General features: G+C 68.3%; 16 protein-coding genes and 2 pseudogenes. 14 read left to right on the forward strand and 4 right to left on the reverse strand.

Annotation, left to right across the window (positions count from 1 at the left end; all coding sequences use genetic code 11):
- Nucleotides 1–28 precede the first annotated feature (28 nt).
- The 6 genes and pseudogenes from ACLJWH_RS20910 to ACLJWH_RS20935 all read left to right on the forward strand — a co-directional run bounded on the left by ACLJWH_RS20910 (nucleotide 29) and on the right by ACLJWH_RS20935 (nucleotide 8,175).
- A pseudogene (locus ACLJWH_RS20910) lies at nucleotides 29–912 on the forward strand (transposase family protein).
- Nucleotides 913–998: 86 nt separating this feature from the next.
- Nucleotides 999–1,583, forward strand: a complete 585-nt coding sequence (locus tag ACLJWH_RS20915; protein ID WP_411143235.1) for a hypothetical protein — start codon at nucleotides 999–1,001, stop codon at nucleotides 1,581–1,583.
- The gene (locus tag ACLJWH_RS20920) at nucleotides 1,580–2,143 is read left to right on the forward strand and encodes a peptide deformylase (protein ID WP_411143236.1); all 564 of its coding nucleotides are present in this window, start codon (nucleotides 1,580–1,582) and stop codon (nucleotides 2,141–2,143) included. The genes ACLJWH_RS20915 and ACLJWH_RS20920 overlap by 4 nt, the downstream gene beginning before the upstream one ends.
- Before the next feature lie 123 nt (nucleotides 2,144–2,266).
- Nucleotides 2,267–6,979: an RHS repeat-associated core domain-containing protein gene (locus tag ACLJWH_RS20925; protein ID WP_411143237.1), complete on the forward strand. Its 4,713-nt coding sequence runs from the start codon at nucleotides 2,267–2,269 to the stop codon at nucleotides 6,977–6,979.
- Between the two features lie 12 nt (nucleotides 6,980–6,991).
- Entirely contained in the window at nucleotides 6,992–7,549 is a 558-nt protein-coding gene (locus tag ACLJWH_RS20930) for a hypothetical protein (protein WP_411143238.1), read from the forward strand.
- 2 nt (nucleotides 7,550–7,551) lie between these two features.
- The gene (locus ACLJWH_RS20935; RefSeq protein WP_411143239.1) at nucleotides 7,552–8,175 is read left to right on the forward strand and encodes a DUF4291 domain-containing protein; all 624 of its coding nucleotides are present in this window, start codon (nucleotides 7,552–7,554) and stop codon (nucleotides 8,173–8,175) included.
- A 552-nt stretch (nucleotides 8,176–8,727) separates the two neighbouring features.
- Here the strand turns inward: ACLJWH_RS20935 and ACLJWH_RS20940 are convergent.
- Nucleotides 8,728–9,303, reverse strand: a complete 576-nt coding sequence (locus ACLJWH_RS20940; RefSeq protein WP_411143240.1) for a hypothetical protein — start codon at nucleotides 9,301–9,303, stop codon at nucleotides 8,728–8,730.
- A 24-nt stretch (nucleotides 9,304–9,327) separates the two neighbouring features.
- On the opposite strand from ACLJWH_RS20940, the pseudogene ACLJWH_RS20945 reads away from it, so the two are divergent.
- The 4 genes and pseudogenes from ACLJWH_RS20945 to ACLJWH_RS20960 all read left to right on the forward strand — a co-directional run.
- Nucleotides 9,328–9,627 (forward strand): annotated as a pseudogene (locus tag ACLJWH_RS20945) (DNA mismatch repair protein MutT); the annotation flags it as partial.
- A gap of 135 nt (nucleotides 9,628–9,762) precedes the next feature.
- A complete protein-coding gene (locus ACLJWH_RS20950; protein ID WP_411143283.1) occupies nucleotides 9,763–10,080 on the forward strand; it encodes a hypothetical protein in 318 nt (105 codons plus the stop codon).
- A 3-nt stretch (nucleotides 10,081–10,083) separates the two neighbouring features.
- Entirely contained in the window at nucleotides 10,084–11,682 is a 1,599-nt protein-coding gene (locus ACLJWH_RS20955) for an alpha/beta hydrolase (RefSeq protein ID WP_411143241.1), read from the forward strand.
- An 80-nt stretch (nucleotides 11,683–11,762) separates the two neighbouring features.
- Complete coding sequence (locus ACLJWH_RS20960) at nucleotides 11,763–12,317, forward strand: hypothetical protein (RefSeq protein ID WP_411143242.1); 555 nt, start codon at nucleotides 11,763–11,765, stop codon at nucleotides 12,315–12,317.
- A 139-nt stretch (nucleotides 12,318–12,456) separates the two neighbouring features.
- Here the strand turns inward: ACLJWH_RS20960 and ACLJWH_RS20965 are convergent, their stop codons facing one another.
- From ACLJWH_RS20965 to ACLJWH_RS20975, 3 genes are all read right to left on the reverse strand, one after another.
- Nucleotides 12,457–13,125, reverse strand: coding sequence for a transglycosylase family protein (locus tag ACLJWH_RS20965; RefSeq protein ID WP_411143243.1), 669 nt, complete (start codon nucleotides 13,123–13,125; stop codon nucleotides 12,457–12,459).
- Nucleotides 13,126–13,617: 492 nt separating this feature from the next.
- Nucleotides 13,618–14,808, reverse strand: a complete 1,191-nt coding sequence (locus ACLJWH_RS20970) for an MraY family glycosyltransferase (protein ID WP_411143244.1) — start codon at nucleotides 14,806–14,808, stop codon at nucleotides 13,618–13,620.
- Between the two features lie 610 nt (nucleotides 14,809–15,418).
- Nucleotides 15,419–15,958 (reverse strand): DUF4232 domain-containing protein, encoded by a 540-nt coding sequence (locus ACLJWH_RS20975; protein ID WP_411143245.1) that lies wholly within the window; start codon nucleotides 15,956–15,958, stop codon nucleotides 15,419–15,421.
- Between the two features lie 598 nt (nucleotides 15,959–16,556).
- Here ACLJWH_RS20975 and ACLJWH_RS20980 point away from each other — a divergent pair.
- From ACLJWH_RS20980 to ACLJWH_RS20995, 4 genes are all read left to right on the forward strand, one after another.
- Nucleotides 16,557–16,979, forward strand: coding sequence for a hypothetical protein (locus ACLJWH_RS20980; protein ID WP_411143246.1), 423 nt, complete (start codon nucleotides 16,557–16,559; stop codon nucleotides 16,977–16,979).
- Nucleotides 16,979–17,386: a hypothetical protein gene (locus tag ACLJWH_RS20985; protein WP_411143281.1), complete on the forward strand. Its 408-nt coding sequence runs from the start codon at nucleotides 16,979–16,981 to the stop codon at nucleotides 17,384–17,386. The genes ACLJWH_RS20980 and ACLJWH_RS20985 overlap by 1 nt, the downstream gene beginning before the upstream one ends.
- 435 nt (nucleotides 17,387–17,821) lie before the next feature.
- Nucleotides 17,822–18,247, forward strand: coding sequence for a hypothetical protein (locus ACLJWH_RS20990; protein WP_411143247.1), 426 nt, complete (start codon nucleotides 17,822–17,824; stop codon nucleotides 18,245–18,247).
- Between the two features lie 405 nt (nucleotides 18,248–18,652).
- Nucleotides 18,653–19,279 (forward strand): TetR/AcrR family transcriptional regulator, encoded by a 627-nt coding sequence (locus ACLJWH_RS20995; RefSeq protein WP_411143248.1) that lies wholly within the window; start codon nucleotides 18,653–18,655, stop codon nucleotides 19,277–19,279.
- The last annotated feature ends 331 nt before the right edge of the window (nucleotides 19,280–19,610 follow it).

Here is a 19,610-nt window from a genome sequence, read left to right on the forward strand (position 1 = left end):
GGTGAACCGTGCGGTCCTCAGCCATCGGATGCTGACCGGTATCTCGCGGCGGCATCTGGCGGATCTGGTCGTCGAGCTGACCGCTCCGTGGCAGGCCGTGGTCGAGGGCCGGCGTGACGCTGCCCGCGGTGGAGCGCGGCAACTGGCGGCCGGAGCAGGAGCCAGGCACCGCCTCGTGTTCGTCGACCGGGTGGCCGCCACCCTCATCCACCTGCGACACGACCTGCCGCATGCTGTCCTGGCCCTGCTCTTCGGAGTTGACCGGTCGACCGTCAGCCGAGCGATTGCCGAGGTCAGGGACCTCCTCGCCGCCCGCGGCTTCGCAGTTCCCGACCGTCCCGGGATCCGGTTGCGGACTAGGCGGACGTCTTCGCCTACGCCCAGGCCGAGGGCGTCGTGCTGAGACTGGACGCCACCGAGGTCCAGGTCCGCCGCCCAGCCTCCCACCGGGGCGGACGGCGGGCCTTCGTGTCCGGTAAGAAGAAGCAGAACACGATGAAAGCCACCGTCGTGGCCGATGCGAGGGGCCGCACTCTGTGGGCTGGCAACCTCCGCCCGGGACGAATGCACGACACCACCGCGATACGGGGTGAGGGCATCAGCGACCTCTTCTGGCAGTTTCCCGAAGTGCAAGTGCTCCTCGACGACGGCTACTTGGGACTGCGGAGCGACCACCCCGGCAAGGCTGTCACGCCACCCAGGAAACCGAACAAGATCGCCGCACCGGAAGTCCAGGAAGCGCGGGACCAGGCCCGCCACGAGCACTCGTCCCAGCGCATCCCCGTCGAACACGCCTTCGCCGACCACAAACGCTGGAAGGGGCTGGCGCGCTGGACCCACCGCCGCGACGCTCTTCCTGCCACCTATCTCGCCGTCGCCGGCCTCGTCTCCGACCGCACCACCGCCGTCTGACCGAGGGCGGGCGATCAGGCAGTCACACCGACACTGCAATCACGCACCAGGTCGTTAATTAGGACGGCTGCTCCTACCGGCTCACCATGCGGCGGCTGCTGCGAAACACCGGCGAGGAGCCGGTGACCCGCTACCTGATCCGCATCTCCGTCGACCGCTACCCCGGCGACCCCGAGCGGTCCAACGCCCACTACCGGGCCCACCCGCTGACTTGGGACGAACTCGACCTGACAGCCATGTGCCGGGGCGAGACGATGCGCTGGCAGGCCAAGCACGACCGCGACGCCTTCAAGGAAGTCTGGCTGCTCTTCGACAACGAACACGGCCGCTTCCCGCTCTACCCCGGCGAATCCGTGTGGATCGAGTACGCCTACACCGTCGGCGACGACAAGTGGGGCAGCTGGTTCCAGCGGGCCGTCCGCCTCCCCACCGAGCAACTCGAAGTCCAGCTCGCCTTCCCCGTCGATCTCGACCCCGTGGTCTGGGGCACCGAGACCTCCATGACCGCCGAAGCCACCTCTCTACGCACCCCTCCCGACCGGAGGGACGACGGTGGCCTACGGCAATTCACGTGGATCACGACCACACCCGCCCTGCACGCTCGGTACCGTTTCGAATGGCGGTTCCGGGCACGGCCCGAACCCGACACAGACCAAGGGGAGTTCAGGTGATTGATGTGCGGCCCAGCCAGCAGATGCGAGACCTCGGGGTCGTCCAGCGCGGCGCCGGCATCCTCGCCGAACCGGCCCGCGCCTTCGATCTGCCCGCCGAGCGTGCCGTGGCCGAGCGCGTCACAGACGAGTTGTTCGCCGCGATGGAGCGGATCGGCCAAGTCCACCCCTTCGCCAAGGGCATGGGACTCGCGGCTGCGCAGATCGGCATTGCACGATCCGCCGCCGTCGTCCAGCCGCCCGGCGACGCCCCCGCCATCGTCCTACTCAACCCACGGATCACCACCAGCTTCGACGAGACGGACGATCAGTACGAGGGCTGCCTCAGCTTTTTCGACGTTTGTGGCCTCGTGCCCCGCCCCTTGAAGATCACGATCGGAACCACGGCCCTGACCGGCGAGACCGTGACCACCGAGTACGAACGCGGCCTCGCCCGCCTCATCCACCACGAGATCGACCACCTATACGGGCTGCTGTACACCGCCCGTATGTGGACCGGTATCGAACCGATCCCGGTGGAGCAGTACCGGCAGACCGGCCAGGCTTGGGCATACGAGTAGGCCACTGCTGGCGAACCGTTCAGAGGGCGTCGGCCATCAAGACGGCTCATCCGTGCCTTGAGGAACCGTTTGCCCGCTGAAAGCATCCCCTCTGACGTGTGTTGATCAACGGGGGTTTTTCTCGTGGGTGTAGTGCTGCCTGGGTGGGCGGACGAGATTCTCGACATCATCGGTGTGTCATGGCCCAACGTCGACGAGGACGACTACCGGGACATGGCCGACGCCATGCGGGAGTTCGCCGACGACATCGATGGCGGCGCGAATGAAGCCCATCAGGCCATCCAGGGGTTGGTGGGGTCGGCGGGCGGCTCGCTGGCGGTGGAGGCGCTCAACGCCCACTGGGGAAAGATCAACGGCACTCACCTGAAGAATCTGGCCGAGTGTGGCCGCATGGCGGCGACCGCCATGGACGGCGTCGCCGTACTTATCGAGGGCGCCAAGATAGGGGCCATCGTCCAGCTCGGCATCCTGGCCGCTGAGGTGATTGCTGCCCAGGCTGCGGCGCCCTTCACGTTCGGGCTGTCCGAGATCGGCGCGCTGGCCGGGACCCAGGTCACCCGCCTCGCGGTGCGCCGGATCTTCAAGGAGGTCTGTCAGCAGGTTGCCGAGCAGGTCATCAGCATCGCTCTCACCCCTGTCGAGGAGGCGTTGGGGGCGATGGTGGGAGATCTGGTAGTCCAGCTCGGCGCCAATGCCCTCGGCGTGCAAGACGGCATCGACCTGAGCCATGCCGCCAAGGCTGGCAAGGAAGGCTTCAATCAGGGCGTCAAGGATGCCAAAGACGCTGCGAAGTCCGCCGCCAGCAGCCCGATGGAACTCCTTAGCGCCGGTGGCGGCGGTGGGGGCGGCGCTGGTGCCAGCGGGGGGTTCAGCTTCGACCCCGACGAGCACGACCGGGCGGTGACCGGTCTGCAGAGCGCGGGCGGCACCTTCCGCAACAAGGCCGGCGGCAAGATTGGCCGGGCCAAGAGTCACCACGGCCGTACCCGTGGCAAGGACGCCATCGCGGATGCCGCCAACACCATGCTCGACAAGGTCATCGACGGCATCGAGGACGGCGTAAAGAAGACCGCCAAACACCTCGACGACAACATGACCCGCGGCATCAAGCAGATGGCCAAGAACCACCACGAAAACGACCGTGCGCTATCCGACCACTTCGGCGGCATCGGCAAGGGCGACAAGAAGGACCCGAAGGCACCCAACAGCAGCCCCGGCACGTCTCTGAATTCCCTGGGAGGTAAGGGAGGCAAGGGGCGTGGGCGTGACCAACTGGACAGCAGCCACCCCAACAGCCACACACGTCCGCCCGACACGGTCAACTCCGGTGGCAGCGACCCGGTGGACATGGCGACCGGCAGAATGTTCCTGCCGCAACGCGATGTCGCCCTGGAGGGCGGCCTTCCCCTGGACTTCACTCGTCGCGTCGAGTCGGGGTACCAGGCGGGACGCTGGTTCGGCCCGTCCTGGTCGTCGACGGTCGACCAGCGTCTGGAAATCGACGAGCGGGGAATCGTCTTCGTCGCCGAGGACGGGCTTGTCCTGTCCTACCCCCACCCGCAAGCGGGCGAGCCGGTGCTGCCCACCCGAGGGCCGCAGTGGCCCCTGAGCCGCACCGAGCAAGGCGACTGGGCGCTGCACAGGCCCGACACGGGGCATACGCGGTACTTCACTCCGGCCCTCCACGACACCCGGCTTGCGCTGCTCGACGAGATCAGCGACCGGAACGGAAACCGGATCACCTTCGACTACGACGATCGGACCGGAGCTCCCCTCGCCCTACGTCATGGGGCAGGCCATCACCTCATCCTCACCACAGAGGAAGACCGGATCACCGCTCTCCATCTCTCCGGGGCAGCCCCCGACGGCGGCGACCAGCTGATACGGCGCTACCAGTACACCGATGGTCAACTCACCGCCGTCACCGATGCGGACGGACAGCCGCTGACCTTCGCCTACGACACCCGGGGGCGTGTCACCTCGTGGACGGACAGCAACCAGCGCCGCTACCACTACCAGTACGACGACCAGGACCGATGCATCGCCGAAGGCGGTGAGGACGGTCACGTCAGCCTCCGCTTCACCTATGGTGCCGTCGACCACGACACCAGGCTGAGCATCACCACTGCCACCGACGCTGACGGAAACACCACGAGCTACGCGGTCAACGACCGGCTCCAGATCGTCGCTGAGACGGATCCGCTCGGCAACACCATCCGCACCGAGCACGACGCGCACGACCGGATCGTCGCGGTCACCGACGCCCTCGGCTACCGGACCTCTTTTGACCATGATGAGCATGGCCGCACGACGGCCATCCACCGGCCGGACGGCACCCGGACCAGGGTCACCTACTCCGATCTCCACCTCCCTGTAGAGGTGTGTGCCCCGGATGGTGCGGTGTGGCGGCAGGAGTGCGACGGGTGGGGCAACCTCACCGCTGTCGTCGACCCCACCGGTGCCATCACGCACTACGCCTATGACGGCCGCGGCCACCTCGTCTCGGTCACCGATGCGTTGGGTCACGTCACCCGGGTGTCCTGTGATGAAGCAGGCCGCGTCCTTAACGTCACCGATCCGACGGGAGCTCAGACGAGCTACCAGCGCGACCCGTTCGGTCGCGTCATAGCCATGACCGATCCCCTCGGGGCCACCACACGCATGACATGGACGGTGGACGGCAGGCTTGCGGCACGGGTCCACCCGGACGCGGCCGAGGAGACCTGGACCTATGACGGTGAGGGAAACTGCACCAGCTACACCGATCAGGCAGGCCACACCACCCGGTACGAGTGGACCCACTTCGACCTGTTGGCCGCCCGCATCACTCCCGACGGAGCACGCTACGCATACACCCACGACGCGCACCTGCGTCTGACGGAAGTCACCGACCCGCGCGGACTGCGCTGGACGTACGAGTACGACCCGGCCGGGCGGACCGTAGCGGAGACCGATTTCGACGGACGTACCCTGCGCTACGCCCATGACGCCGCGGGAAGGCTGGTCTCGCGCACCAACGGTCTGGGCCAGACAGTGCGCTACACGCGTGACGCCCTCGGCAGGATCACCCAGAAGCACGCGGAGGACGACACCGTCCAGTTCCTGTACGACCCGGCCGGCCGACTGCTGAGTGCGGCAGGCCAGGATTCGACGGTGACGTACAGGCGCGACCCGCTGGGCCGTGTCGTGTCGGAGGACTGCGACGGTCGCACGGTTTCGTCGGCGTACGACGTCCTGGGCCGCCGGATCCAGCGGAGGACACCGTCCGGCGCGGTCAGTTCCTGGGCGTACGACGCGGGTGGCAACCGCACCGCGATGTCCGCCTCCGGCCACTCCTTCACCTTCGACTTCGACGCTGCCGGTCAAGAGACCGCGCGGCACTTCGGGGACGCGGTCACCCTCGCCCAGGTCTGGGACCCACGAGGCAGACTCACCTCCCAGACGCTTACGGGACGTGGTCAGCAGTTCCAGCGCCGTGCCTACACCTACCGGCCTGATGACCACCTCACTGCGGTCACCGACCAGTTGAACGGAGACCGGGCATACGGACTGGACGCCGGTGGTCGAGTGGTGTCCGTACGGGCTCAGGTGTGGTCGGAGCGTTACGCCTACGACGAAGCAGGCAACCAGACCGACGCACAGTGGCCGGACAAGCACCCGGGCAGAGAAGCGCAGGGCGAACGAACCTACGACCGCAACCGGCTGACCGCAGCCGGGCGCGTGCGCTATTCCTACGACCCCCAAGGGCGCATCACCACCCGCGTCAAGAGCCGACTGTCCCGCAAGCCCGACGTCTGGGCATATGAGTGGGACAGCCAGGACCGGCTCGTCGCGGTGGTCACTCCTGACGGGACTCGATGGCGCTATCACTACGACCCGCTCGGGCGCCGAATCGCCAAGGAACGGCTGGGCGTTGACGGCTGCACCGTCCTTGAGCGAACGGATTTCGCCTGGGACGGTTCCACGCTGGTGGAGGAGACACGACAGGCACCCGGTCGGCCTGAGAGCACCATCCTCACCTGGGATTACGACGGGCAGCGCCCGATGGCGCAGCGCGAGCGGAAGGCCCTGGCGGACACCGCACACCAAAGCGAAATCGATCGGCGGTTCTACGCCATCGTCACCGATCTGGTGGGCGCGCCGCGTGAACTCATCGAGGAGACCGGTGATATCGCCTGGCGCGCTCGGTCAACCCTCTGGGGAGCTACGACATGGCGCAACGAGGACACGGCGTACACCCCGTTGCGCTTCCCCGGCCAGTACTTCGATGCAGAGACTCAACTGCACTACAACCTGCACCGCTACTACGACCCGGAGACGGCGCGCTACACCTCGCCGGACCCCCTCGGCCTCGCGCCGGCGCCCAACCCCGCCACCTACGTCCACAATCCGCATACCTGGACAGACCCTCTCGGCCTCTCGCCGGACTACATCACCGTCTACCGAAAGCAGACCGATCACCCAGGGAGCCAGCGGATCAAGATCGGGCCGAACGGCGAGGTGAGCCTCACCGGTAAGCAGTCTCTGTACGTGAACATGAGCAACGATATTCGGCACACTTTGGAGTATCGAGGCGGACAGTCCAGGCCGGATGAGATTGTCGCGTTCGATATGCCCAAGTCCTATCTTGAGAAAGTGCGTGCCACTGCCGTTGACCAAGGTGCTCCGGATGATTGGGAAGGAACCAAGCAGGATTGGAAGAAGTACAAGAGCGATAAACCGGAGATATCTGACCCCACCAAGGGGCCTGATCTTTATGGCATCCCTGCCAAATTGCTCGATGAATTCCAGTCCAACATTAAACCGGGCTCTGGTAGAATGATCAAGAAAATGTAGCGGGAGTGCTGAATGCTTCACGAAATTGACGACCTGCGCCAAGAGCGGCAGCGGGTGGATGTCCGACCGTCGGCCGACGGGGTTCCGCCCGTTCTTGCTGTGTTCGATGCCGTGTTGTCGGTCGACCCCCAGGAGTACATTCGCCGTGTCCGGGACGTCATGTCCGCTGCGCTTGACGTCGCCATCACGGCGTCGTTCGATGACGAGGATCTCCCCATCGAGGGAATTCCGCAGTGGTTCTCGGGCGTGAGTGGCGCTGACGGGGCGAACATTGCGGACTTTGCTCGCCGTGGCAAGGAGTGCTATCACGAGGCATTCGGGGAAAAGTCCTGGGATCTGCAGTGGTGGCTGTTCGAGTTCGATCCGGAGAATGAATTCAGGGGTTGGGCGTGGTGGGACATCACGAAGGTGGGCGACCGGAAAATTCGCGTCTGGACCGACAGTTGGGGGGAGTCGTTCTTCGCCTGTAACGAACTGCGCTGGCTGCTCCACACGGCCGGTGCAGAGAAAGTTTCCGGTCCATCGCTGGCGGATGCGTCGGAGTGGGTTCTGGAAATCGCAGGGCTGTGAGAGTGGAATCGGCCGAACAGCCTGAGGAAACCGTCGCCCGCCGCTTGGTGCGCGCTCAGTACACCGATGAGACGATCACCGTGTACCAGGCGTACCCTCCGCAGATCGCGGAGCCGGCCGTCGCCGCCGGAACGTTCGTTGCCCCGTTCAAACGCGACCGCATGACCTGGATCAAGCCGTCGTTCCGGTGGATGATGTACCGCTCCGGCTGGGCGACGAAACCCGGCCAGGAACGAGTGCTGGCCATCCGCATCACCCGGACCGGCTTCGAGTGGGCCCTGCGGCATGCCTGTCTGAGCCATTTCGAGCCAGGAGTCCACGAAACGGAGTCCGCGTGGCGGGCGCTGAAGTCGACCAGCCCTGTTCGAGTGCAATGGGACCCCGAGCGCGCTACCGACCTCTCAGCTCTGGCCGATCGTGCAATTCAGGTAGGCCTGTCCGGCGACGCCGTCGATCTCTACGTACATGAGTGGATCACCGAAATCCGCGACATTACGCCTCTCGTCCATGCCATCCACGACCATGTCCAAGCAGACATGTGGGACAGAGCCGACGGCCTAATTCCCACGGAACAGCAGTACCCTCTTCCCGCGGACATCCGCAGCAGAATGGGCGCCTCTGGTTGAGGGGCGGTCGTACCTTCACGGGGCAGGCAGGCTTGTGAGCCACATCGGCAGGCATGCCGCAACGTTTGTGGGCACCAAGCAAGGGGCGGATCGGGGCACACCCAGGGCACAACACACCGAAAATCCCTGCGGACCAATGAGAACTACCGAGCGTAGTTTTCCCTGGTCCGCAGGGTTTTTACGGCAAAGTCGCAGGTCAGCCGCCCCCTTGCGTCACTCGATCCTCAAGTGGCGCGAGGGGGCGGCGCTTCCTATGGCGTCGTGAGCGCCTCAGGGGCGGAGACCGGGGCTCCGAACTGCTGAAACGGTCCACGCCACGGGGCATGCGGAGCGGCCTCCGGACCCCGCGCTCAGGCGGCCGGGGCACACGGGGGGGGGGACACCTGCCGGAAGGATCCGCCTCCGTCGGCGTGCACTCGGGATTCACGGGCAGCGCAGTGTGGGCGCGGTGTGGGCGACTGCGGTGGTGTGGGCGACCGCCTCGCCCGGGGCGTACGAGTGGACCGCTGCCGGCGAGTGCTCTGCGGCCGGAAGCAGTGCCGGTCCGCCCGGTCACCGCTCCCAGTGCTTCGCCACCGCCTGTGCGTACGCCACCCGGGGGTCGAGCCCGTCATCCCGGACGCGGAACCGGCTGCGCGTGGACTCGGTCAGGGCCGCCCGGCCGAAGAGCTCACCCGGCCGTTTCCAGACCGTCCGCAGCGGGGCGGTGGAGGCGCCGGCGGGGGAGTCGGACAGGGCCAGGGCAACCAGGTACAGCAGGACGAACGGCAGTAGCACCAGGCACAGGAGCAGCGACGGCACCGTCCCCTCCCGCCCGCGCAGCACCGTCCCGTCGGCCAGGTGGATCTCGTACGCGGGCCGCCACCGCTTCTTCCGCGGCGGCAGACGCAGTTCGGCCAGGTGCTCGTGGTCCGGGGTGAGCACGGCGAGGCGACCGCCGTTCCGCCGGACGACCACGGCGAGCGGCGAGGCACCGGCAGGGTCGGCGGCGAGGGTGAAACGCGGCTTACACCCCTCGGGAAGGGGGTGGCCGTCGGGGGCACCACGGCGCACGTGGACGGGGGCGGTGCCCCGGGGGCGCAGTTCGTAGCGCTTGGCGTCGGGGTGGCGGGTGAAGGTGAGCGTCACTGAGTGTCCCGTCTCATCGCGTCGGATCTGGGCGCCGGCCCGAGCGAACCCGGCGAGCCGATCACCGAAACCGCCGGACACGAGCTGTACGGAGAGACCGGTTCGACCGTTAAGCCCGAGTCCCTGAAGGCCGCCCACATCATCCACGGTGCCCGGAATTCCGCAGCCCCCAACGGCTTCCACCCCGTTGTCCATGTCGCCCACGAATGAACCGGCGAATCTCAGAACCGGGAACCGCAAAAGCACATGCGGGACTGCTGGGCCGACGCCGACGAGATCCTCCACGAGTTCGTCGATTCCATCGCATGTGCCCTCCACCGCTATCCGGATGTGGGCCAAGGCAGCCATCGTCGCTTTTCAGCCGGAATCCATTGCCCTGCAACCAGTCGGTCGGTCTCATCGTGGTGGCCATGTGAGCATATGGCCACCAGGTCCGATCGGCGGGGGAATCGCAAGGCTATGTCCAACAACAGCATCTCGGTCTCACCCGAGGAACTGAGAGCGGCGGCCGGCGCCGCCGACGCCATCAGCCATGATCTACAGGCACCCGTCGCGACGGCCCGGCGCGATATCGAAGCGTCCGGTACGGCGCTGAAGTCCTGGCGCATCGGCCCGGATATGGAGCGTGTGGCCCACGACTGGGGCACGGCGCTGGACGAGCTGAGCAAGCGGATCGGCGGCGGTGATTCCAAGAGCGCGGCGTCCCGGCTGCGGCGTACTGCCGACGGCCACGAGTACAACGAAGGCGTCACCGCCCAGTCTTTTCAGGTGCGGTGACCGATGCCCGAGAATTTCAAAGAACTTCTGAAGCAGGATTTCTCTGATCTGGAAGCCGCCGTCAGGTCCTGGCAGAAGCTCGCCAAGGCGCTGGAGGAGGCCCAGGTCCGCCACCGTCACAAGGTGACCGGCCCGCTTCATGCCGGCGACTGGCAGGGGACGGATGCTCAGTACGCCTTTATGCAGATGGAGGCGAGCGAGTCCCAGCTCGGGACCGCGCAGTCCGACGTCACCTCCATCGCCACCGTCCTGGACACCGTTCACATGAAGATGAAGCAGGCCCAGGACGACTTGCGCCGGTGTGTGCGCACAGCGGAACTCGACGGGTATGCCGTTGACGACCACGGCAATGTGACGGACAGCAGGCCCGGCCCCACCGGCGACGCCGACCCTGGCGCGCAGGAAGAACACAGCCTGCGCGTCGGCAAGTTGGGGGCTTACCAGAACGACATCCAATTCGCCCTTGACGAGGCTGGTACCGCTGACTGGGAAGGGGTGCAACTCCTTCAGCAGATCGACGCCTTCAGCCTCGACAAGGACTACGGCGCGGCCCAGGCCGAAGAAGGCGCCCGCAAGGCCGCGGAGTTCGCCCACCTCAGCGAGGATTCCATTCCGTCGAAGAAGGACCCGAAGGAGAACGCCAAATGGTGGTCGGGCCTCACCGAGCAGGAACGGCAGGAATACCTCGATGCCTACCCCGAGAAGATCGGCTGGCTCGACGGCATCCCCAGCGCCGACCGTGACGAGGCGAACCGCAAGGTGGTGGATCTTCAGCTTGCGGAGTACGACATGAAAAAGCAGCGGGGCGAGTTGGGCATCCACGACCAGCGGCAGTACGAGGGCCTGCGGAAACTGCAAGACGCGCTCGACAAGGCCGATGGCAGTAATGACGAGAGCAAGCAGCTGTACGTACTGGGGATCGACACGGAGGCCCGCGACGGGCGGGCCGTGGTGTCGCAGGGGAATCCGGACACCGCCCGCAATGTTGCCGTACAGGTTCCCGGCACCGACAACGACCTGACGAATGTCGACGAGCAGATCGACCGTGCACGCGTGCTACAGAAGGCAGCGATCGACAACGATGCGGGGGAGACGGCAGTTGTCTCCTGGCTCGGGTACGACGCCCCCGAGTTCGACGGCAGCGTTGCTACCACGGAGCGTGCCGACGCCGGCGCCGGCGATCTGAGGAGCTTCACGCATGGCTTGCGCGAATCGCACGTCGGCGAGCGTTCCCACATGACCGTGCTGGGACACAGCTACGGCTCGACGGTGGTGGGTGACGCCGCGTCTCACGGCAACGGCATCGATGCCGACGACATCGTCGTGGTCGGCAGCCCGGGAATGACAGTGGACCACGCAAAGGACCTGAACATCGACCCCGATCACGTATGGGCAGGCGCGGCCAAAAACGACGACGTCTCCAACCACCTCTCGGGATTGACCTTGGGAGAGGACCCGGCGGAGAAGGAGTTCGGCGGCAAGGTCTTCGAGGTGGACACCGAAGACCATGACGGCTACTGGGACAACGGCAGCAGGAGCCTGCGCAATCAGGGCCGCATCATCGCTGGTCAGAACCCCTCGGCGGGTGATTACAAGTCATGAGTTCGCGAGCTTCCCAGCGTCTCGTCCGCACTGGGATGACTGGATTGTGCTTGCTTGCCCTGTTCGCCTCAGGAGGTTGTGTGAACGACAACGGAAAGAACGACCCGCTCCCGGTCAAGAGCAAGGAGGGAGCCGAGTCCACGGCCCGTGCTCTGATCGACTCTCTGGCCCATGAGTACGGACTGAAGGTCGATGGCAAGACCGTCAATAAGGAGTTCTTCCGCTGTGCCGGTGAGCACGGCGAGTCCGCCGACGACAGCCGCTTCTTCCTGGACTACGCCGTGCGGGCCCCCCTTCCCGAGGTCGAGCACGGCAACGCGATCCGCGCCATGCGCAAGACGCTGGAAGCCGAGGGTTACCAGATCAGCGGCTACCGGGAGGACAAGTCCAAGAAGCCGTGGGCACTGATGGACGCCAAGGGCGGCAGGGACAAATTCTCTGTCACGGTGCAGAGCTCCGATCCGCCCACCCGGCTCACGTTCATCGTGACCACCCCCTGTTACCTGCCGCCCGGCACGAAGCAGGAGCAGGTATCCGCCCCGGCCCCCGACGCCATTGCCGTTACGCCGAAGGAAACTCGCCGCGCCACGGTGGAGCCCACCGGGGCCGCATACCCCGACAGTCCCTTCGGATAGACCACCTGTGCACCGGTCCCGGACCGCCTCGGACCGCCCCGGAGCCGTAGGACATGGACTGCGCGGCGGCCATGCCCCCGGGACATGGCCGCCGGTGGAACTCCGGGCGGTGGGTGATGGGTGGTGGGTGGTCGCCGGGTCAGGCGTGCAGGCGTAGTCGCTGGCCCGGGTAGATGTGGTCCGGGCCCTCGTCGAGGGTGGGTTTGTTCAGGTCGTACAGGGCCTGGGTGCCGCCCGGGACGGCGGTGTGCTGGGCGATGGTGGAGAGGCAGTCGCCCGGCTGTACGACGTAGGTGTGGTCGGTGGTGGCACCGGGCGTGGTGGGGCGGTGGTGGTTCGTACGGGGTGCCGACGGGGACCGGGGAGCGGTGGTGCCGGCGGCGCTGTTGCCGCTGGTGTTACCGGTGTTGCCGCCGGTACTCGTCGCCTGGGGGGACTTGGCGCCGGGGGTGCCGCGGCGTCCGCAGACGGGCCACTGCGTCAGACCACGGTCCTGGGCGATGCGTTCGCCGACGGCGATCTGCTGCTCGCGCGAGGCGAGGTCGGCCCGGGGGGCGTAGCGCTTGCCGCCGTAGGCCCGCCAGGTCGCGGGGGCGATCTGGAGGCCGCCGTGGTAGCCGTTGCCGGTGTTGGTGTGCCAGCGGCCGTTGCTCTCACAGGCGGCGATGGACTCCCAGTCGACTCCCGGTGGAGCGGATGGTCCGACGTCTGCCGCGGCGCTCCGGCCGGTGGGGCCGAGGACGCTCAGCAGGGCCAGCAATACGGACGCGCTTGTTCCGACGGACCGCTTGGCGAGGGGCGACGACATGAGACTCCTTCGCTGTGCTCCGGCAACGCCGTGGCGCAGTACTCGCCACGGCCGATGGGCACACACCAAGTAACCCGCCAATAGGTTTTTCGGCATGTCTGGTGAGTCCGACGGAGCGTGTTTCACCTGGGTGGGCGCACGGATCTGACAGGACGTCATGGGCGTGGTAGATGCCTTGGCGGGGCGTCAGGGCGCGGCGTCAAGGCAGGGGGTTACGGCACGAGCGGCACGTCACGGCATGGGCGGTACGGGGTACGGGGTGCGCGGTGCGACACGGGCGGGCGACGGGGGATGGACGCAGGAACGGGGGACAGGGAACGGGGGACAGGCAACGGGGGATACGGGACGGGCGTTACGCGCAGGTCCCCGCAGGTCCCCGCAGGTCCCCGCAGGTCCCGAAGCTCCCGTAGGCCCCGCAGGCCCGGAAGCCCCCGCAGGCCCGCAGGCCCCGCAGCTCCCCCCCAGATCCCATGCGTCCGCGTCACACCAGACCTACCGGCCCGGCAGCCCCGCCGTGCGGCGCCGGTAGCGGGGTGGTACCAGCCGCTGTGCCCAGACGGGGGCCCGTGGGGTGAAGCGCGGCAGCAGGAGCAGGACCAGACCGACCGCGCTCAGCAGCACGATGACCAGCACTATCCAGATGCTGGCGTTGCGTACGGAGTAGGCGACGGTGCCGAACGCGAAGAGCGCGGACCAGAAGTACAGGATCAGCACGGTGCGGCTGTGCGAATGGCCGATCTCCAGCAGCCGGTGGTGCAGGTGGCCGCGGTCGGCGGCGAACGGGGACTGGCCGTTCCACGTACGGCGCACGATGGCCAGGATCAGGTCGGCGGCCGGGATCGCGATCACGGTGAGCGGCAGCAGGAGCGGGATGTAGACCGGAACCATCCCGCGGGTGGCGGCGCGCTCCGAGCCAGCGAACAGCTTGAGCGCGTCCGGGTCCAGCTGCCCCGTCAGAGAGATCGCGCCCGCCGCCAGCACCAGACCGATCAGCATCGACCCGGAATCGCCCATGAAGATCCGCGCCGGGTGCATGTTGTGCGGCAGGAAGCCCACGCACATGCCCATCAGTACGACCGAGAAGAGCGTCGCGGGCGCGGCTTCCTGGATGCCGTAGCCGAACCACATCCGGTACGCGTACAGGAAGAAGGCCGCGGCGGCGATGCAGACCATGCCGGAGGCCAGCCCGTCCAGGCCGTCGACGAAATTGACGGCGTTGATGGTGATGACGATCAGCGCGACGGTCAGCAGGGTGCCCAGCGGGCGGTTCAGCGAGACGGTGCCGAGGCCGGGCACCGGGATCCACAGGATCGTCAGTCCCTGGAACACCATCACGCCCGCGGCGATCATCTGGCCGCCGAGTTTGGCCAGTGCGTCCACGCCCCACTTGTCGTCCAGGACCCCGAGCAGCCAGATCAGCGCGGCGCCGGAGAGCAGTGCGCGGGGCTCGTTGTAGTCCTCGAAGACGCGGCGCAGGCCGGGGAGACGGGAAGCGACCAGGAATCCCGCGCACAACCCGCCGAACAGGGCGATCCCGCCGAGTCGTGGGGTCGGCTCGCGGTGCACATCACGCGCCCGGATCTCCGGCATCGCGCCGGCCGCGATCGCGAACTTCCGCACCGGCCCGGTCAGCAGGAAGGTGACCGCAGCTGTGACGCAGAGCGCCAGCAGGTATTCACGCACGGGTACCTCATGGGTGGAGGGTAAGACGGGTAAGTCGGGTTAGCCGGGTCGGCAGGTAAGACGTCGGTCGTACGGGGATGGTTCGTCTGCCGCTCGTGATCCGGGCTACGGGTGGTCCGGAACACGAACGGCAGGGGACGTTCGGTGATCGTGGAGGATACGCCACAGCAAATCCCGGGGTCGGGTGCACGACACCGCGGCCGGCACCGGCGCCACCGGGCCACGCCCTGCCGAGCGGTGCCTCGCGGTGCCTCGCCGGGCGTCGGGCGCCGGTCCGGGGCCGGCCCGAGAGTCATACCTGAGGGTCATCCCCGTGGACATGTCCGGGGGTCATGCCTAAGGGTCACGCCGGTGGCATACCTGGTGGCACGTCTGGCGGGATATCTGGCGGGATGTCCGGCGGCACACCTGAGGATTCCGCACCGACAGGGGACCGGAGCAGACAGGCGAGAGAACAGGCGAGAGAACAGGCGAGAGAACAGGGGAGGGGACAGGGGAGGGGACAGTGGGGGAGGGCACCGGACCGGCGCCCTCCCCCACTGTCCCCTCTTGTCCCAGTCCCCTCTTACGGCGTGCAGCCCCGAGGTTCACGGCCGCACGCCGTGGGGCGTCACGCCTGGGCGCCCGCGGTGACGGCGCTGACGGTGAAGACGCCGCCGCACACCCGGAGCCCCTGGGTGCGCAGGGTCATCGCGTCCTTGGAGCCGGGCGCGTAGACGTGCACGATCTTCCCGGTGGTCCAGCACGGGGTGTCGTTGAGGCCCTCGTTGATCGTGCGCAGGGTGGCATGGGCGCTCTTGCCGGGGGCCAGTTCGACCGTCTGCCCCGCGTCGCCCTCGCGGGTCGCGGGCGCGCCGATCCGCTGTCCGTCACCGGCCAGCAGCGAGACGCCGGGGAAGCCGCGGAGCGAGCAGGTGCTCTTGCCCTTGTTGGTGAAGACCAGCGGGTAGCGGATGTTCCCGGCGCCCGGGTCGGAGTCGCCGAGGCGCAGGCCCAGATCCTTGGCGGCGCAGCCGGCGGACGCGGGCCGCGGGGCGCTGCCGGACTGCGCGGAGGCGGTGCCGGCGGTGACCGCGAGCGCCGTGGCGGCGATCAGCGAGGCGGCGGCGACACGGTGGCCGCGGCGGAAGGCGCTGCTGGTGAGCGACATCAAGCTCTCTCCATGGGGGTGCGTGCGTGCTGTCCGTCGGGTGGTGCGCGCCCAGCTTGATCAGCCCCGCTGACGATCGGCTAACGCTTCACTAACGGGAACACCGGGCCGCGAGACGGCGGAGGCGTGGCCAACGGAACATGGGCGTATGGGAGTTGGCGGAAAGCGCCCGCCGTCGCGGGGGAGCGCGGCTGCCCCGGGCCGACGCCACGGGGACGGGACCAGGCGTACGCACTTCGCCGGGGGTCGGCCGCCCGGCCCGTCCCCGCCGACGCCCCGCTGTCGAGCCCCGTACCGCGGGCCCGCGAGACCGCCCGGCTGCCGGCCCCGGCCCCGGCGCTGCCGTCCGCCGCCGCCATCCGGTACGACCCCTCCGGTACGACCGCATCCGGTACGACCGCGATCTGCGCGAACCGCACCCGGGAGCGGGGGCGTGAACGGCGCGGCGCACCCGGCGTACAACGACACCGAGCACCCGGCGTACAACGACACCGCACACCCGTCGTACAACGACGCGGCGTGCCTGTCGCGTTGAGGGCGCCGACCGGCGCGCGCTCCGTTCCGCGCGCCGCCGCCGGGTCACCCGAACGGACCCGCTGTGGTAGCCGGGCCGGCCGCCCGGTCGCACCGTGGGAGGCCACTGACAGGAGGCCCGCCATGGCCGGTACATCCCCCACCCCGGAGACGCCCGGACCTGGACCCGGACCCGGGCCTGGACCCGGACCCGGGCCTGGACCCGGACCCGGACCTGGGCCTGGACCTGGACCTGGACCTGGACCTGGACCTGGACCCGGGCCTGGACCCGGGCCTGGACCCGGGCCTGGACCCGGACCCGGACCCGGACCTGGACCCGGACCCGGACCCGGGCCTGGACCTGGACCCGGACCCGGGCCTGGACCCGCACCCGGAACGGGACCCGCACCCGGCAGCAGTGCTGAGCGCGGCAGGCACGGCGGAGGGCGGCACGGTGCCGGCCGCCGCGCATGGGCGAGTGGCGGCACGATGTTCGCCGGTGTGCTGATGCTCGTGTACGGCGTGATCGCGGTGCTCGTCGGCATCGTGAGCATCGTCGAGACCGACGTGTACGCCCGGATCGGCACCTACCTCTTCCGGTTCGACATCGCCATCTGGGGATGGATCCACCTGATCATCGGTGTCGTCGTCGCCCTCACCGGTTTCAGCATCCTGCGGCACGTACCCGGGGCGAAGCCGGTCGGTGTGGGGATCGTGAGCATCGCGCTGATCGCCAACTTCCTGTGGCTGCCGTACCAGCCGCTCTGGGCGCTGGTCGCGATCGCGATCGACATCTTCATCATCTGGGCGCTCTGCACCGACCTCGATCTGCCCACCGCCGACCGTCCACCCGCCACTGACCGTCCGCCCACTGCCGAGAGCCCGCCCACCGCCGACAGTCCGCACTCCGGCTGACGGTCCGCGCCCAGTCCGAGGGGCCGCAGGCCCGCACTTCGTCCGAGCGCCTGGACGCCCTCCGAGCATCCGGACTCCGTCCGAGCACCTGGACCCCTTCCGGGCATCCGGACTCCGTCCAAGCACCCGGACTCCCTCCGAGTACGCACTCCCTCCGAGTACGCACTCCCTCCGAGCACCCGGACTTCATCCGATGGCCGTCGTACGCGTAGCTCGTCGTACGACGGTCATCCGCACGTTCGTACGGAGTCGCACGGCCCGCGGGTCACACCGGAGTCCCCGGTCCTTGACCCGGATGGCTCCGGACGCGCCGGGTGGTATATGGCGATTGGCGCAATTTCTCTCCCTAACGGGTGGAAGTTCGTGTCGCGTGCACGGCGCGGGGCGTCGCGCGGTATCGATCAACTGTCCGATTCCTCCAACCAGGAGAGACGTATGAGTAAGTTCATCGGCCGCTATGTAGCCGCCGCGGCGCTCGCCACAGTCGCCATCGTCCCGCTCGCCGGTATCGCCCAGGCAGCCCCCAAGGCCGCCCCGGCCTCGGTGGCAGGTGGCGACCGCGACGGTGGCTGCCGCAACGACCGCTGGGACTACCGTTGGGGCGATTTCCGGGGTGACGGCGGTCGCTTCGGCGATGGCCTGTTCGGCTTCGGCGATGGTCGCTACGGCCGCTTCGATGACGGCGGCTTCGGCCGTTTCGACGACGGCGGCTACGGTCGCTTCGACGACGGTCGTTATGGCCGCGTCGACGACGGCCGTTTCGGTGACTGCCGTGAAGGTCGTGAAGGTCGTGACGGCCGCGATGGCCGCGGTCGCGGACGCGAGGGCCTGCTCGGCCTCGGTCTGCTGGGCATCCTCTAGCGGTACCGCACCACCTCCACAGACGGGCCGCCGTGGCGAGGCACCTCAGCCTCCGCCGGGGCGGCCCGTCGCATGGAGCGCACACCGCGAGCCCGGCCGCACACGTCGCACGAGCCGTCTCCCGTATCCATCGCGGACGAGCATCGGCGGTCGGACGGCGGCAATCAGGCAGCAGCAATCGGGCATCGGCAATCAGGCATCAGCAGTCAGGCACCCGGCGGCCGGGCACGCAGTGGCCGGAAATCGCCTCGCGGGGCGGCGTGCGGCGCGGTCCCGCCGGGAGAGGACCTCCCCCGCGGTGTCCCCGCCCCGCGGAACCGGCGCGCGTCATTAACGCGAGGTTGCTCGCGTTAATGTGTTCCGGACAATACTTGGCGTGAACTCGCACTGCAATACGGAGCCGCCGTGACGACTGCGCACCCCGCCCCACGGGGCACCCGCCCCGGAGGGCGTACGGCCCGGACCCGGGAGGCCGTACTGGCCGCCGTTTTCGAGGAGTTGGGCGACGGCGGTTACCCCGCGCTCAGCATGGAGAAGATCGCCCAGCGCTCGGGAATCCATCTCGCCACGCTCTACCGGCGCTGGCGCTGCATGGAGGGCCTGGTCTGCGAGGTGCTGATCGGCCGGAGCGCCGCCGTACCGCTGCCCGACACCGGGACGCTGCCCGGCGATCTGCGCGCGCTGGCCCATGCGATCGGCGCCTTCTACGGGGATCCGCGGATGCGCAGCCTGATCGAGGCGGTGGTCGCCGCCGCGGCCCGTGACCCGGAGTCGGCGACGGTGCTGCGGAGCTTCTTCGAGGACCGGCTCAGGACGACCGGCCGACTGGTGGACCGCGCCGTCGCACGCGGCGAACTGCCCGCCGGCACCGACGCGGCGGAGGTGCTGGCGGCCCTCGGCGCGCCCTTCTACTACCGGATCCTGATCGCCCGCCGCCCGGTCGACCGGGCCCTGGCCGAGTCCGCGGCCACCGCTGTCTGGGCGGCGGCCCGCGCCGGCGCCTACACCCGCGCCCGCCCGGCCGACGACTGACACCGCGCCGACCACGTACGAGCCCGCGCCGACCACGTACGACGCTGTGCCGACCACGTACGACGCCGCGCCGATCACGTACGACGCCGCACCGACCACGTACGAGCCCACGCCGACTACGTACGACGCCGCGCCGATCACGTACGACGCCGCACCGACCACGTACGAGCCCACGCCGACTACGTACGACGCCGCGCCGATCACGTACGACGCCGCACCGACCACGTACGAGCCCGCGCCGATCACGTACACCGATCACGTACGGCGCCGCACGCCACTCACCTCACGCACAACGCGTCGGGTACGGCGCACCGCCCCCCACATACGCGCC

Source organism: Streptomyces sp. x-80, assembly GCF_046549095.1.
Taxonomy (GTDB): domain Bacteria; phylum Actinomycetota; class Actinomycetes; order Streptomycetales; family Streptomycetaceae; genus Streptomyces; species Streptomyces celluloflavus.

Excerpts from the sequence above, each read along its gene's own strand:
- ACLJWH_RS20915 (WP_411143235.1), top strand. The coding sequence starts at position 999 with ATGCGGCGGCTGCTGCGAAACACCGGCGAGGAGCCGGTGACCCGCTAC.
- ACLJWH_RS20930 (WP_411143238.1), top strand. The coding sequence starts at position 6,992 with ATGCTTCACGAAATTGACGACCTGCGCCAAGAGCGGCAGCGGGTGGAT.
- ACLJWH_RS20950 (WP_411143283.1), top strand. The coding sequence starts at position 9,763 with ATGTCCAACAACAGCATCTCGGTCTCACCCGAGGAACTGAGAGCGGCG.
- ACLJWH_RS20955 (WP_411143241.1), top strand. The coding sequence starts at position 10,084 with ATGCCCGAGAATTTCAAAGAACTTCTGAAGCAGGATTTCTCTGATCTG.
- ACLJWH_RS20965 (WP_411143243.1), bottom strand. The coding sequence starts at position 13,125 with ATGTCGTCGCCCCTCGCCAAGCGGTCCGTCGGAACAAGCGCGTCCGTA.
- ACLJWH_RS20975 (WP_411143245.1), bottom strand. The coding sequence starts at position 15,958 with ATGTCGCTCACCAGCAGCGCCTTCCGCCGCGGCCACCGTGTCGCCGCC.
- ACLJWH_RS20985 (WP_411143281.1), top strand. The coding sequence starts at position 16,979 with ATGCTCGTGTACGGCGTGATCGCGGTGCTCGTCGGCATCGTGAGCATC.
- ACLJWH_RS20990 (WP_411143247.1), top strand. The coding sequence starts at position 17,822 with ATGAGTAAGTTCATCGGCCGCTATGTAGCCGCCGCGGCGCTCGCCACA.